This is a genomic window from Haloterrigena salina JCM 13891 (assembly GCF_000337495.1).
In the GTDB taxonomy this organism is placed as follows: Archaea; Halobacteriota; Halobacteria; order Halobacteriales; family Natrialbaceae; genus Haloterrigena; species Haloterrigena salina.
Genome location: NZ_AOIS01000013.1, coordinates 48582 through 62962, shown reverse-complemented (window position 1 = coordinate 62962; position 14381 = coordinate 48582). Strand labels below are relative to the sequence as shown.

The following is a 14381-nucleotide window of genomic DNA, read 5'->3' as shown; positions in this document are numbered from 1 at the left end:
GGGCCGACGAGAGGGTTCCCGCCGCTGTGCCACTAGTCGGTTCGGCGACGGCGCGTTCGTCGGCGTCCGTACCGACGCCGCCGTCGCGGTTCGATACGGTCCCTATCACGCGATTGGTTGAAGTGACGGTGCCTGCAGCCGCCTGCCACGCTTCTAGCTCGACGCCCGTGCCACACAGCATCGGCACGCGCGTTCGTATCGGCGGCGCTGACACTCCGCCGTCCGTCGATAAGCGCTTTCCCTCGCACCGGCGAAGCCCGACCGTGACTTCGCTATCGACGGCGGCCGCCATCTCGAACCCGGTCACCGGCGAACGGATCGCGTTTCGAGAGCGAACGGAGGCGGGGCTGCGATTCGAGTACGCGCTCGAGCCCGACGGGTTCGCCGTCGGCAAGGTCGATCACGTCCACCCCGGCCAGCGGGAACGGATCGCGGTCGAAGCCGGTAGACTCGGCGTTCGCATCGGGGGCGACGAGTGGACGGCGACGCCGGGGACTCGCTTCGCGGTGCCGCCCGGCTCCGACCACACGATCTGGAACGACGGCGACGAGCCGGTTCGAATGACCATCGAACTGCGGCCCGCACTCGAGTCCCACCGGCTCTTCGAGACGCTGTTCGGACTCGCTCGAGAGGGGAAGACCAACGACTGGGGGCTGCCGGGGCCGCTGCAACTCGCCGTGATCGCCGACGCCTATCGCGACGAGTTCGCCCTCGCGCGCGTTCCGCTCGCGCTCCAGCGGGCGCTCGCGAGGACGACCGCACCCGCCGGTCGGCTGGCGGGCTACCAGGCCCACTACGATCGGTTCAGTACCGAGTAGCGCCCGCGCCGAGGCGACCGCTCCTTATCCCTCCTCGATCGCGAGGGTTTTCAGAATCGATTCCGCCGTTTCGACCTCCTCGAGCGCTTCGACCGCCGCCCGTTCCTCGGCCAACGTCGTCTCGAGCGGCTCGACGACGTCGTCGGCGTAGGCCAGTCGACCGGCGAGGGTCAGCAGCGATTCGTAGGCGCGGATCTCGAGTCGCTCGCCCGTGAGCGCGATCTCGAGGGCGCTCGGGACCGCGGGATCGCCGCCCGACCCCGATCGGTGCTCGTGCCACGACTCGATCAGCCCGTCGATCGACCGCGTTCGACTCGTCCGCGGGTGTCGACCGAGCGCCGCGAAGACGTCCTCGAGCCGGTCGATCTGGGCGTCGGTCTCCGCGCGGTGGTCGGCGAGCACCTCGCGGAGGTCGTCGGTCGGCGCCGCGTCGGCCATCTCCGAGAGCAGTTCGACGTGCGCCCGTTCGGCGTAGTAGGCGTGCTGAAGCTGCAGACCGAACAGGTCCTCGAGCGTTTCAACGTTCATGGATCGGTCGCTCCGCGTCGGTCTCCGTGCGATCGCTCCCGCCGGGATCGATCGAGCGATTCTCGGGGCGCGTCGGCGATCGGACTCGCGGCCAGCAGCGTCTCGACGGCCTCGCCGTCGGCGAGCTCCTCTACGTCCGTCCGCATCCGCCGCTCATCGTCGTAGTTGTGCTCGAGCGCGTCGACGACGGCATCGCCAACATCGGCCGTCTCGGCGCCTTCCTCGCCGTCCTCGAGCGCGCCGGCCAGCGCCATCGTCGTCTCGTAGGCCGTACACTCGATAGCTTCCAACTGGAGCGTCGTTTGGATGTAGAACAGCGGTCGGAGCCCGTCGTTCAGGACGACGTTGTTGAACGCCTCCTTGTCGGCCAGCAGCCCCTCGAGTTCCGGAACCGGGCGGGTGTCGGGCTCGGTGCCGAGAGCGTCGAAGGCGCGCTCGATCCGGTCGATGTGTGTCTCGGTCTCCTCGCGGTGTTGATCGATGACGTACTGGAGCTGCTCGCGACACTCCAGGGCGCGTATCTCGTCGAGCGTGTCGATCGAGACGTCGGTCGACAGCGTCTCGAGGGCCGATTGCAGCTCCCGTTCGATGGCGTACAGTCGTTCGAGTTGGGCCGTCAGTGCGTCGCGTGCTGTGGTCGCTGTGGTACTCATGGGTTCTCGATGGCTCTCGCTCGCGTCGTCGGCCCATCAGAACGACTGCTGCATCCGCATCTGTTCGTCGGTCTCGTGGGGGCTGTCCCCGCGGTCGCTGTAACGGGGCCGCCCGACCGCGTCGCGCCGGACGCCGTTCAAGATCGCCAGCTCGAGTTCGTCGGCTGTCTCGTAGGTCTCGTGACCCGAGGTCTCGAGGATCACTCGGAGCGGCTCCGACCGGCGCGGATAGGCGATCTCGACGTCGGCGAACTCCGCCAGAACTTCCTCGGTCGTCATCGGGAACGTCGTCTCCTCGAACAGCCGGCTCACGGCTCCGATCTCGAGCGATCTGACCTCGTCGGCGGTGTCGTCGGTGTGGCTCATCGGGCCCTCCTACCGGCATGGGCGGCAAAGAGCTACACCCTGCAGTCGACGACCGCTCGCGTGCGGCGCGCGTGAGCCTCGCGGCGTCGGGCGGTTCGCGGGGACGCCCGCGTTCGGCGTCCGTTCGGCGCTCGATTTCGGCGCGCAAGCCGTTCCGATTGTTCCACCTTGACTCCCCGCCCGAATCGGTTCGCACGTTTTTCCACTCCGTAGGAATTGCAGCGCTACTTGAGGGGGTGGCGGTTCGATCACCGCTTGTCATGCACGTCTCCAGAAAGCAACTGGCCACGTTCCTCGCGGTGATCTTCGTCGCGAACCTCGTCGTGATGGGCGGCGGGGCGTGGCTCTCCTACGAGAACGAACCCGAGATACCGGAGACGATCGTCGGCCCGGACGGCGAGACCGTCGCGACCAGTGACGACGTCCAGTCCGGGAAGATGGTCTTCCAGGAGAACGGATTGATGAACCAGGGCTCGATGCTCGGTCGCGGTAGTTACTACGACGTCGACTACACCGCCGACGCCCTCGAGTCGAAGACCGAGCATATGCGCGACTACTACGCGCAGGAAGAGCACGATACGGCCTACGAGGACCTCGAGTCGTCCGAACAGGCCGCGATCGACGCGCAGGTCCGGGAGGAGCTGCAGTCGAGCGAATACACCGACGGCGAGCGGGTCGAGTACTCCGCCGCGGAAGCGTACGCCCACGAGCAGGTGCGTCAGGACTACGTCGAGCGGTACCACGAGGGCGACCGCGAGCGCGGGATTCAGGAGGGGCTGATCCCGACCGAAGAAGAGGCTGAACAGTTCGCGGACTTCGCGCTGTGGACCGCCTGGATCTCCCACACCGATCGGCCCGGTTCGGACGTCTCCTTTACGAACGACTTCCCGTACTCGCCGGCCGCGGGTAACGACGCCGGCGGCGCGGTGATGACCTGGAGCGTCATCGCGATGGTGTTGCTGGTCGCCGGCGCCGGGGTCGCCATCTGGCTCTACCAGGCCGTCGAACTCCCAGAACCGGAGGCCGCGGGCGTCTCGATCCCCCACCCGAGGGAGATCGATCTCACCCCGAGCCAGCTGCTGAGCACCAGATTCGTCCTCATCGGCGCCGTGCTGTTCGTCCTCCAGACGTTCATGGGCGGGCTGCTCGCCCACTACTACGTCGAGCGCGACGACTTCTTCGGCCTCCACGAGGTCCTCGGCGTCGACATCCTCGAGTACCTCCCGTGGACGATCGCCCGAACCTGGCACGTCGACCTGGGGATCCTCTGGATCGCCACGATGTGGCTCGGCGCCGGCCTCTTCCTCGCGCCGCTGCTGACGGGCCGCGAGCCGCGCAAGCAGGCGCTGTACATCAAGGGCCTGATCGCCGCGTTACTGGTCGTCGCCGTCGGCGGCCTCGCGGGCATCTGGCTCGGCGTCAACAACGTCTTCGACGGACAGCTGTGGTGGCTGCTGGGTAACGAGGGCCTGGAGTACTTGGAGATCGGTCGCGTCTGGCAGGCCGGCCTGCTGGTCGGCTTCCTCGGCTGGACCGCGCTCGTGGCCCGTGGGTTCAAACCGCTGCTGGACCGCGAACCACGCTACGGGCTCGCCCACATGATCGTCTACGCGGGCGGCTCGATCGGCCTGCTGTTCGCGGCCGGCTTCCTCTACACGCCGAAGACGAACTTCGTCATCACGGAGTTCTGGCGCTGGTGGGTCGTCCACATGTGGGTCGAGGGCGTCTTCGAGTTCTTCATCATCGTCGTCATCGCCCTGACGCTGGTCTCGATGAACCTCCTGACGAAGAAATCGGCCGAGAAGGCCGTCATCTTCCAGGCCGCGCTTGTCATGGGCAGCGGCATCATCGGCGTCTCCCACCACTACTGGTGGGCCGGCCTCCCCGAGGTCTGGCTGCCGATCGGCAGCGTCTTCTCGACGCTCGAGTTCATCCCGCTCCTCTTTATCCTCTACGAGGCGCTGGGGCAGTACCGCGCGATGGACACCGCCGGGACGGACTTCCCCTACCGGATGGCGTTCTACTTCATCGTCGCCTCGTCCGTCTGGAACTTCTTCGGGGCCGGCGTCATCGGCTTCTTCATCAACCTGCCGGTGATCAGCTACTTCGAGAGCGGGACCTACCTCACGGTCGCCCACGCCCACGGCGCGATGTTCGGCGCCTTCGGCTTCCTCGCGATGGGGATGGCCGTCTACATCCTCCGGGTGACCACCCGCGACGCACACTGGTCCGACCGACGGCTGCGCTGGTCGTTCTGGCTGTGCAACGCCGGGCTGGCGCTGATGCTGTTCCTCTCGCTGCTGCCCGTCGGCTTCCTGCAGCTCGAGACCGCGTTCACGCAGGGGTACGCCGCCTCGCGCAGCCTCGAGTTCTACAACGGCGGGCTCATCCAGACGCTGTTCTGGCTGCGCATGCCTGGCGACACCCTCCTGATCGCCGGCGCGATCGTCTTCGCCTGGGACGTCGCCGTGAAGCTCCTCTTCCAGCGGAAGGCGACCGCCGAGGAGATCCGCAGCCACGTCATCGCTGACCGAGTCTTCGGCGACGACGCCGTCGATCCCGTCGACCCGGCCAGCGACGACGACTGACGCCGCGGTCGGCGCTCTTTTCGTTCCGCCGGACACCGATACCTGGACCGGGTGCCGTCGAACGGGCCGATACTGCTAACAAAACCGAACCTGATTACCAGTATATGCGCTGGCCCGCGGACGTTGATCTTGTCTCTCCCGACCGCATCCCGCAGTACGTGACGGGGTTCGGAGTGGCGCTGCTGTTCGTCGTGATCGCCGAGATCACTGTCCTCCTCGCCGTCGGGTCACCGGCCGTCACGGACGGACAGTTTCTCGTCGGCGTCGTCACGACGATTCCCTTCCTCGTCGGGATCGCCTTCGGTGGTCGCTGGCTCCGGACCACCGACCTCACACCGTCTCGCTACCCGCGGATCGTCGGCTGGATACTCGGCTCCTTGATCTCGTTTCTGCTCATCAATCTCGCGCTCATGGCTGTAATGCCGCCCGATTCAACGGGGCTCGTCGTCGGCTGGATTCGGTGGTCCGTCTCCCTCGGCGCCGGCGTTGGCCTGTTAGTCGGCTGTCTCGAGGGTCGAGCCATCGAACGCACCCTGGCCGCCGAACGCGCCTCGCTCCGAGCAGAGCACTTAGCGGAGCAACGGGAGTACCTCGACTACCTCAACGGCATCCTCCGCCACGAGGTGTTGAACACCGCGACGATCATCAACGGGTACGCGTCGCTGCTCCGCGAGGAAGCGGCGACGACCGACCAACAGCGCCGGTGGGCCGAAATCGTGATCGACGAGTCCGAGGAGATGTCGACGGTGATCGACGACGTGCGCATCCTGTTGCAGTCGACCGACGACGAGGTGCAACTCGAGGGAGTCGACCTCTCCCGACTGCTGACCGACGAAGTGCGGAAGCTGGAACACAAGTGGGGCCCCGTCGACGTGGAGACGTCGATTCCGTCGGGCGTCTCCGTTCGGGCCGACCCCCTAGTCGCTCGCGTCTTCGGAAACCTCCTCTCGAACGCGGTCGAACACAACGACGCCGCGACGCCGCGCGTCTCGATCGCGGTCGACCCCGGCCCCGACACCGTCCGCATCGAAATCGCGGATAACGGGCCCGGAATCTCCGACTCGGCGCTCGAGACGCTCTTCGAACGCACCCAGAGTCGCGGAAGCTCCCACGGGATCGGGCTGTACCTGGTTCGCCAACTCGTGACCAGATACGACGGCGCGGTCGACGTGGTCGAGACGGGGCCGGACGGAACCACGTTTGCGGTCGAGCTGCCGGCGGCCAGCGAGTCGCAGTCGACCGCGTCCTCGAACGCCCGCTCGACGTCGCCGCCGTAACGGAGACGCGGTCGTCCTCGAGGGGACGCCTCGTTCGTGCACTCGACACGTCCGGGCGCTACCGCGGACGTTCACGGTCGGCCGACCGCGTTGCGCCGACGGACGAGGTAGTAGCCCGCCACGATCGGCTGGAGCGGCGGCACGAACAGACTCAGAAAGGCGATCCCGAGGTAGAGCGCCGGGTTCGGTCGCCACGAGCGGGTTCGCGTGCAGACATAGGCCGCGTCCCGGTGGATCGCGACCGGGAACGAGCCGACGGCGACGGTTCCCGCGAGCCCGACGGCGGCCGCCAGCAGCCCCGGAATCGTGAAGACGATCGCGACGGCTGCGGCGACGAACCCGAACAGCGTCGTCGCGAGCGACACCGCCACGACGAGCCACCAGTCCGACCGTCCCGCCGGCGTCCCGAACCGTCTGTGTCTGCGAACGAGATAGGCGACGCCCGCGATCGGGGGCGAGACGAGCGTAGCGGCGGCGTTGAGCCACGGGTTCGGCGTCCAGTTCCCGCTGGCTCGCGGTCGCCGTCGAATCCGGCGTGCGTCGAAGAAGATCGCGACGAGCAATCCGAGCGTCAGGGCGGTGTAGCCGAACCCGCTGAGGAGCAACAACACGAACTGGAGGCCGGGAACGCCCGGTTCGGCGTCCTGTAAGACCCCGACGATTCCGACCCCGACGATCGGCGGGAACAGGTAGAGCAACCGCTCGACGATCCGGGCCCAATCGATCTCGTCGACGTGTGTGCTCATTCCGAGCGCGAGTCCTGTGGCGCCGTCGTCGGTCGGCCGTCCGGTGCCACCGGCGGCCGGTTCTCGTCCCGCGTCGCTGCTGGTCGGTCCCCCCGCACCCCGTCGGTCGCGAGGGGAGATGGCTCAGGCTTACGTCCCGATCACAGCGCGTGCTTGTACGCCTCGAGGGTCTCCTCGACGTCTTCCTCGGTGTGGCCGTAGCTGACGAACTGGCACTCGAACTGGTTCTGCGAGAGGAAGACGCCCTGTTCTTTCATCTGGCCCCAGAAGATCCGTCGCCAGCGCTCGGTCTCGGCGTTTTTCACGTCGCCGGCGTTCTTGGGGCTGTAGTCGTAGCGCGGACAGGTCGGATCCTGCCGGCAGCCGGCCGGACACTGCTCCTCGAGGGAGTCCGGTCCGGGGCCTTCGCGCGTGAAGATCACCTTGAACATGCTGTCGGTGCCGGTGACCGTGTAGCTGGGGGCCTGATCGGCGACGATGTCGGTCAGCCCGCGACGGAGCCGGTCGCCGAGGCCGTTGACGTGTTCGTAGACGTCGTTCTCGGCGGCGAACTTGAGGGTCTCGAGCCCGGCGGCCATCGTGACGGGGTGGCCCGAAAAGGTGCCGGCCTGGAAGACGTCGCCGGAGGGGGTGAAGTTCTCGATGATCTCGGCGCGGCCGCCGATGGCGCCGACCGGGAAGCCGCCGCCGATGATCTTCCCGAAGGTCGTCAGGTCGGGAGTGACGCCGAACTCGCTTTGAGCGCAGCCGAGGCCGCCGACGCGGAAGCCGGTGATGACCTCGTCGAAGATCAGCAGGGAGCCGTGCTCGTCGGTGATCTCACGGAGGAACTCGTGGTACCCTTCCTCGGGGTAGACGATACCGTAGTTCCCCAGGATGGGTTCGGTGAGGACCGCCGCGATGTCGTCGCCGTGCTCCTCGAAGACCTCGCGGACGGCGTCCTCGTCGTTGAACGGAACGGGGAGCGTGTGCTCGGCGAACGACTGCGGGATCCCGGCCGACGAGGGACGGGGGTTCTCGTGGTCGCCCTCGACCAGCGTCGACTCTTGGGCGCCGTGGTAGCCCCCCTGCATGACGACGATCTTGTTCCGGCCGGTGTAACCGCGGGCGAGTCGGACCGCAGAGGTGGTCGCTTCGGTGCCGGAGTTGACGAAACGAATCTTCTCGACGCTGGGAACGTGGCGGACGACGAACTCCGCGAGGTCGACCTCGACCTCGGTCGGGGTGCCGTACATCGGCCCCTCGCTGGCCTTCTGCTGGATGCCCGCCTGGACGGGTTCCGGGAGGTCGTGGCCGAGCAGCAGCGGGCCGAGCCCAAGCACCCAGTCGACGTAGCGGTTGCCGTCGGCGTCGATGACGTGGCCGCCCTCGCCCTTCTGGACGAAAAACGGATAGGGTTCGATCGCCGCGCGAACCGCCGAGTTGACTCCGCCGGGCATGACCGAAAGCGCCCGGTCGTACAGGTCGCGAGAGTTGTCGTCGTTCATATCCGAGCCTTGGCCACGGGACGGGAAAGTAGTACCGAGGTTTCCTCGGGGACGGGACCGGAGCGACGGCTCAGTAGTCGCCGGCCTTCCGCTCGGACTGGCGCTGTCGGATCGTGTTCGCCACGTCGGCGTAGTTCGGCACGCCCGAGAGCGACAGCGCGCTCGTTCGACTGAATCCCTGCGGGATCACCGCGTGCGAGACGGTGACCGTTCCGAACCCCCGTCCGCGACTGAAGGCGGTCGTACTCGTCTGTAGTCCGCGAATATCTTCCATCCACGTCTCGGAGGTCGTCCTGGCGGTGAATCCCGCGATCACGACGAGCCGTCGGTCGGTGACGAGATAGCGGACTCGGTTCCGTCGATACCAGATATAACCCGCGATCACGAGCCCCGTGACGATTCCGAGCACTCCCGCCGCTGCGCTCCCGGCCGCGAGGCCGAGCACTCCGATCAATCCAGCCAGTCCGCCGCCGACGGCGTGGGCGATCCAGTTCCACCACGTCGGCTGCGCGTCGACGAGGACCTCCTCACCCTCGAGCAACGAGATCTCTCTCCTCGATCCGGGCCGACTCGAACGGTCCGAACTGCGGTCGACCGTCTCGGCTTCGTCGTACGCCACCGCCGATCCGTCGCGTTTCTGACTCATTCACTGCCCGTCTCGTAGCCGCATTCAATAAGCGTACTGGCAGGTTCTCCCGTTGCACTCGCGGCATCGTCGACCCGAGCGACGGTGCCGATCGAACGGGAAACCGATAGGTCGAAAACCAGAACCCGGTGGACCCGCTCCGTCGAGAACCGTGACGCGATCGAACGGTACGGAATCCCATCAACGAATGGCGGTCGTCGGTATGTCAGCGACGACCGGTGGCGCCCGGTTCGGAACGGGCGCCGAACTGCCGAGTGTCAGAGGCACTGTGGAACGTGGGTCGCGCGAGCACGAGCGTGCTCCCGGAACGCGTCTCGGCGGAACGCGCGTATGACGACCGGCGCGTCCCGAGCTTAGACGGCATCCTGTCCGGTTTTTCCGGTCCGGACCTGGTAGGCGTCCTCGACGGGCATGACGAAGATCTTGCCGTCGCCGGGTTCGCCGGTGTTGGCGGCCTCGCCGATGGCCTCGACGACGTCTTGAGCCGGGATGTCGGCGACGACGCACTCGATCTTGACCTTCTGGTGGAGGTCGACGGTGTACTCCTCGCCGCGCCACTGGCCCTTCTTGGCGGGCTGGGAGCCGCGGCCGGAGACGTTGGTGACCGTCAGCGACGGCGCGCCGATTTCGGCGAGTCCCTTCTTGACGTCGCCGAGCTTGTCGGGGCGGATGATCGCGGTGATCATCTTGAGCTCGCCGTCGTTGGGCTTGCCTCCGTCGGTGCGGATGATCTTGTTCTCGCCGCCGTCGGTCGCGACGTCCGGCTGGCCGAACTCGGGGTAGGTGTCGACGCCGTGTTCGGAGACGTCGAGCCCGTCGCGTTCGTGTTCCGGCGAAACGCGGGCCTGACCAACGGCTTTGAACGCACCGAAGACGAGCGCAGTCGCGGCGACGGTCCAAATCGTGATAACGACGACACCGGCGAACTGGGCTGCAAATGCCGATGCGATACTACCGACTTCTCCCGGTGCTGCCACGAACGGGAACAGGAGGGTTCCAATGATTCCCGCGGAGCCGTGAACCGGGAAGACCGCACAGACGTCGTCGATCTTCAGGTAGCTCTCGACGAAGTCGAAGACGATCGGCAGTTGTGCGCCGGCGATGCCGCCGACGACGAACGCGCCCCACCACGCCGTAGTGTCGGGGATCGCGGTGATGCCGACCAGACCGGCGAGCAGACCATTGGCGACGTACAGCGTGTCGACCTTACCGGTTTTGAGCCACGCGACGAGTCCGGCCCCGATGGCACCGCAGGCCATCGCGAGCGTTGTCGTCAGTGCGACCCGACCGACGGTCGCGAAGGAGGCGAGCGCGAGTTCACCGGAATCGGTGACCTCGAAGACCGTCGCCGCAGTCCCGACGTTGAAGCCGTACCAGCCGAACGCGAGGATCAGCGTTCCGAGAACGGCGAACGTCAGTGAGTGACCTGGGATGACATTGACGCTCCCATCGTCGTTGTAACGGTCCATACGCGGGCCGAGAATCCATGCAGCGGTAAGGCCAGCGATGCCGCCCATCCCGTGGACGATCATTCCGCCGGCGAAGTCGTGGAACCCGGCTCCGACGATATTACCGAGCATCCCGTCCGCAGTGAGCGGACCCGCCGTGCCCCAGCCCATCCCGGCGACGACCGGGTAGATGACTGCGGCCAGTACGAAGGTGTAGCCGACGTACGCGCGAAGCTTCGCGCGGCCGGCGACGGCTCCCGAAACGATCGTCGCCGCCGTCATCGCAAAGACGGCTCCGAACAGCCAGTCGACCCATGCGTTCGGATTCTCGGCCGACAGCGTCAGCGAGAACCCGTCTCCCCCGACCACGCCGGAGATCGCGGCACCGATCAGGAAGAAGACGGTGACCCCGACGCTCCAGGTCAGCAGGTTCTTCGTCAGCTGGTTCGCGACGTTCTTCGAGCGCACCTGCCCCGCTTCGAGCATAGCGAAGCCGGCGTGCATGAAGAAAATCAGGAAGGTGACGACCAGCACCCACATGAGGTTCACGCCGTCGACGATGACCTGCGGATCGACGCCGGACTGTAGTAGCGTCGGCTCCATCAGGCGACCACCCCGGTTTCACTTGCTCCCCCATCGATACGTTGTAGACGTTTGTCCATGTATGGGTCGTTCGAGCTCATGGTTGTCTGCTTAATCACGTCTGAATCCGATGGACCAGCTCCATATAAGGATTAGTGTTTATGAATGTCTGATAATCTCTCCGTAATAGGGTCATACGACCAAATCTAGAGGAGATTTAATGTGTATAAGGCCGTTCGATCTTGCGGATCTTTCGAGTCGTGGTTATATATTCGATCTTTCTAAACTCTGAAAAACCCGGTTAGCTCCGACCGTCGCTCGCGAGCACCCGATATCGCGGCTCGAGCGAGGGGAGGACGCTCGCGCGCGGCAGATGTTGCCACCTGTGCGACGGAGAGAGTACCGACTGGACGTTCGTCCGAATGGTGTGTTTTCGACGGTCGACCCCCGGCTGTTCGGTTCGAATCAGCCTCAATCGGCGAATATCTAGTTATTTGGTTGACCTGGGGCCGCGTAACTGTCTACTGTCCGGCAGGCAGTCGCTGTGCCACGTCCTCCGCGAAGTAGGTCAGAATCAGATCCGCGCCGGCGCGTTTGATCGACAGCAGCGACTCGAGGGCCACTTCCTCCAAGTCCAGCCAGCCCTTCTCGGCGGCGGCGTGGAGCATCGCGTACTCGCCGGAGACGTTGTAGGCCGCGACGGGGTGGTCGAACTCCCGACGCACCGCGCTGATGATGTCGAGGTAGGGCAGCGCGGGCTTGACCATCATGACGTCGGCGCCCTGCTCGGCGTCGAGGCGAACCTCTCGCATAGCCTCCCGGGAGTTCGCGGGGTCCATCTGATAGTGACGCCGGTTGCCGAAGGAGGGCGCGCCGTCGGCGGCGTCCCGGAACGGGCCGTAGAAGGCGCTCTCGTACTTGGCCGCGTAGCTCATGATCGGGACGTGCTCGAATCCCGCGCCGTCGAGGGCCTCGCGGATCGTTTCGACCATACCGTCCATCATGCCGCTCGGCGCGACCATGTCCGCGCCCGCACGGGCGTGCGAGGTAACGATCTTCTCGAGCGCCTCGAGCGTCGCGTCGTTGTCCACGGTCAGCGTCGGCTCGCAGCCGGGGCCGTCCTCGGCGACGCCGCCTTCGCTCCGGAGTTCCTCCTCGAGCGGGCCGCAGTGGCCGTGGTCGGTGTACTCGCAGAGGCAGACGTCGGTGATGACGTAGGCGTCCGTCTCGCTCGTGATCCGGCGCAGCGCCTCTTGAATGACGCCGTCCTCGGCCCACGCGCGGGTTCCTTCGGGGTCCTTCGATTCCGGGATGCCGAACAGCATAACGGCTTCGACGCCCGTCTCGAGGACTTCCTCGACGCGGGCGACGGACTCGTCGATCGGCACCCGCTCGTGGCCCGGCATCGACTCGATCGGCACCCGCTCGTCGGTCGTCGCGTCGACGAACACCGGCGCGATCAGGTCGGTCGGCTCGAGGCTCGTCTCGCTGACGAGGCCGCGGACTCGATCCCGTCGGAGTCGCCGCGGACGATGTGTGAGATCCATACCCGTCTCTTCGGCGGGAGTCGCAAAAGAATCACGCTCGCCCGGTCTCGCGGCTCGAGTCGGATCGGTTAGCCGCGAACTGAGGGGACCGGACTCGAGGCGTCGACTGCCGGTAGCAACACCGTCATGAGGCGGGACCGGTGACTCTCGAGTAGCGTTTTCGTACCGACTGCCAAGAGACGTTCCCCGATGATCGAGCCGGAACCCGACCCCAATTTCGACGTGAACTGATGCGCTGGCGATACAACGAGACCGTTCTGGCGGCGTGTACGCTCGCCTTTCTGGCGACGATGGCCGCCCGGCTGGTCATCAGCCCGGTCGTCCCCCAGATCACCGATTCCTTCGGCGTCTCGAACGCTGTTATCGGGCTCGCGCTGACGGGGATGTGGATGGCCTACTTCCTCGCGCAGTTCCCCAGCGGCGTCCTCGCCGACAGGTACGGCGAGCGGCGCATCATTCTGGTCGCGGTCGGCGGGACGGCGATCGCGAGCGCGCTCCTCGCGTTCGCACCGCTGTTCCCCCTGTTCGTGCTCTTCGTGGCGGCCCTCGGGTTCGTCGCCGGCCTCCACTACAGCGTCGCCACGTCGCTGCTGACCCGGACCTACGACGAAATTGGCGCTGCGATCGGCGTTCACAACAGCGGCGGCCCCCTCGCGGGGCTCGTCGTGCCGCCGCTGGCCGCCTGGATCGGCGTCCGCTACGGCTGGCGGGCCGCGATCGCGGTCGGAACCGTCGTGGCGGTCCCGATCTTCCTCCTGTTCGCCCGCGCGGTCCGGCCGATCGAGCCCCAGCGACCCGATCAGCCGATGGCCGAACGGTTCGAACTCGAGCCGCTGGTGGAACTGCTCGGACGGCCGAAGATCGCCTTCACGGTCGCGCTGGCCGTGCTGGGGGATTTCGTCTGGCAGGCCGTCGCCTCGTTCCTGCCGACCTTTCTCGTCGCGTACCGCGGCCAGTCGGCGACGACGGCGAGCCTCGTGTTCGGCGGCTACTTCCTCGTCCAGGGGATCACGGGGGTCGGGGTAGGTGCGGCGTCGGACCGCTACGGTCGCGAGGTCGCCACGGCGGGCTGTATGCTCTTCGCCGTCACCGGCATCGCCGTGCTGCTGGCGGTTCCGGGGCTCCCCGCCGTCGCGGGCGCGGTCGTCCTCCTCGGAATCGGCCTCGGCTGGGGCGGGGCGTTGCTCCCCCGGTTCATGGACCACCTCTCGGCGGCGGAGCGAAGCGCGGGCTTCGGGCTCGTCCGCACCGTCTACGGCTTCGTCGGTGCGCTCGGATCGGTCGTCACGGGAACGCTGGCCGATCTCTTCGGCTGGGGCGTCTCCTTCGGCTTCCTCGCCGCGTTACTCGCGCTCGTCTTCGTCGCTCTGGCGGCCAACCGGGCGTTCTCGTTGGGCTACTGAGGTATCGGCCGATAGCACAACCCGCGCTCGAGTCGAGACCCGGTTGTTGTTACAGTCGAAGCACGCGGCGCCGTACTCTCCGAGAACTCACACCTCGCTTATACGTTTTCCCGGCGAAATAGCGCGTATGGGAGCACGGCCACAACGAAAGGGTGCGGCGCGGTGTACGAACTGTGGCAAGGTAATGGCTGTCTGGTTTTCGGACGGCGGCGACGAGGTCCGTCCCATCGGAAGCGCGAGCGGCTGTCCCTGCGGCGAGAGCTCGTTTCGCGTGTTCGACTGACCGTCACAT

Annotated in this window: 13 protein-coding genes; 5 read left to right on the top strand and 8 right to left on the bottom strand. The window is 66.5% G+C overall.

All coding sequences use genetic code 11. The annotated features are described in order from the left end of the window. The first annotated feature begins 263 nt into the window (after positions 1-263). The gene (locus tag C477_RS03465; RefSeq protein ID WP_008893046.1) at positions 264-818 is read left to right on the top strand and encodes a cupin domain-containing protein; all 555 of its coding nucleotides are present in this window, start codon (positions 264-266) and stop codon (positions 816-818) included. Positions 819-842: 24 nt separating this feature from the next. Here C477_RS03465 and C477_RS03460 read toward each other — a convergent pair whose 3' ends face one another. From C477_RS03460 to C477_RS03450, 3 genes are read right to left on the bottom strand one after another with little or no spacing between them, the layout of a single operon-like run. Continuing rightward, on the bottom strand, positions 843-1346 hold the full coding sequence (locus tag C477_RS03460) for a YciE/YciF ferroxidase family protein (RefSeq protein WP_008893045.1): 504 nt from the start codon (positions 1344-1346) through the stop codon (positions 843-845). Continuing rightward, positions 1343-1999 (bottom strand): YciE/YciF ferroxidase family protein, encoded by a 657-nt coding sequence (locus tag C477_RS03455; protein WP_008893044.1) that lies wholly within the window; start codon positions 1997-1999, stop codon positions 1343-1345. Before C477_RS03455 ends, C477_RS03460 begins: the two co-directional genes overlap by 4 nt. Positions 2000-2035: 36 nt before the next feature. Further along, a complete protein-coding gene (locus C477_RS03450) occupies positions 2036-2365 on the bottom strand; it encodes a DUF5789 family protein (protein ID WP_008893043.1) in 330 nt (109 codons plus the stop codon). Positions 2366-2625: 260 nt separating this feature from the next. Between C477_RS03450 and C477_RS03445 the strand changes: the two genes are divergently transcribed. After that, positions 2626-4953 carry a nitric-oxide reductase large subunit gene (locus C477_RS03445; RefSeq protein WP_008893042.1) on the top strand — a complete coding sequence of 776 codons (2328 nt, stop codon included), beginning with the start codon at positions 2626-2628 and terminating at the stop codon, positions 4951-4953. 104 nt (positions 4954-5057) lie between these two features. Further along, a complete protein-coding gene (locus tag C477_RS03440; protein WP_008893041.1) occupies positions 5058-6230 on the top strand; it encodes a sensor histidine kinase in 1173 nt (390 codons plus the stop codon). Positions 6231-6301: 71 nt separating this feature from the next. Here C477_RS03440 and C477_RS03435 read toward each other — a convergent pair whose 3' ends face one another. The 5 genes from C477_RS03435 to hemB form a co-directional block, all read right to left on the bottom strand. Then, a complete protein-coding gene (locus C477_RS03435; RefSeq protein WP_008893040.1) occupies positions 6302-6976 on the bottom strand; it encodes a hypothetical protein in 675 nt (224 codons plus the stop codon). A 140-nt stretch (positions 6977-7116) separates the two neighbouring features. Further along, entirely contained in the window at positions 7117-8463 is a 1347-nt protein-coding gene (gene hemL, locus C477_RS03430; protein ID WP_008893039.1) for a glutamate-1-semialdehyde 2,1-aminomutase, read from the bottom strand. A 70-nt stretch (positions 8464-8533) separates the two neighbouring features. After that, on the bottom strand, positions 8534-9109 hold the full coding sequence (locus tag C477_RS03425) for a PH domain-containing protein (protein ID WP_008893038.1): 576 nt from the start codon (positions 9107-9109) through the stop codon (positions 8534-8536). A 353-nt stretch (positions 9110-9462) separates the two neighbouring features. Further along, positions 9463-11160, bottom strand: a complete 1698-nt coding sequence (locus C477_RS24695) for an ammonium transporter (RefSeq protein ID WP_008893037.1) — start codon at positions 11158-11160, stop codon at positions 9463-9465. A 500-nt stretch (positions 11161-11660) separates the two neighbouring features. Further along, positions 11661-12686 carry a porphobilinogen synthase gene (gene hemB, locus C477_RS03415; RefSeq protein ID WP_008893036.1) on the bottom strand — a complete coding sequence of 342 codons (1026 nt, stop codon included), beginning with the start codon at positions 12684-12686 and terminating at the stop codon, positions 11661-11663. A gap of 230 nt (positions 12687-12916) precedes the next feature. On the opposite strand from hemB, the gene C477_RS03410 reads away from it, so the two are divergent. After that, entirely contained in the window at positions 12917-14089 is a 1173-nt protein-coding gene (locus C477_RS03410; RefSeq protein WP_008893035.1) for an MFS transporter, read from the top strand. 127 nt (positions 14090-14216) lie between these two features. Beyond that, the gene (locus C477_RS23775; RefSeq protein WP_160168004.1) at positions 14217-14372 is read left to right on the top strand and encodes a hypothetical protein; all 156 of its coding nucleotides are present in this window, start codon (positions 14217-14219) and stop codon (positions 14370-14372) included. The last annotated feature ends 9 nt before the right edge of the window (positions 14373-14381 follow it).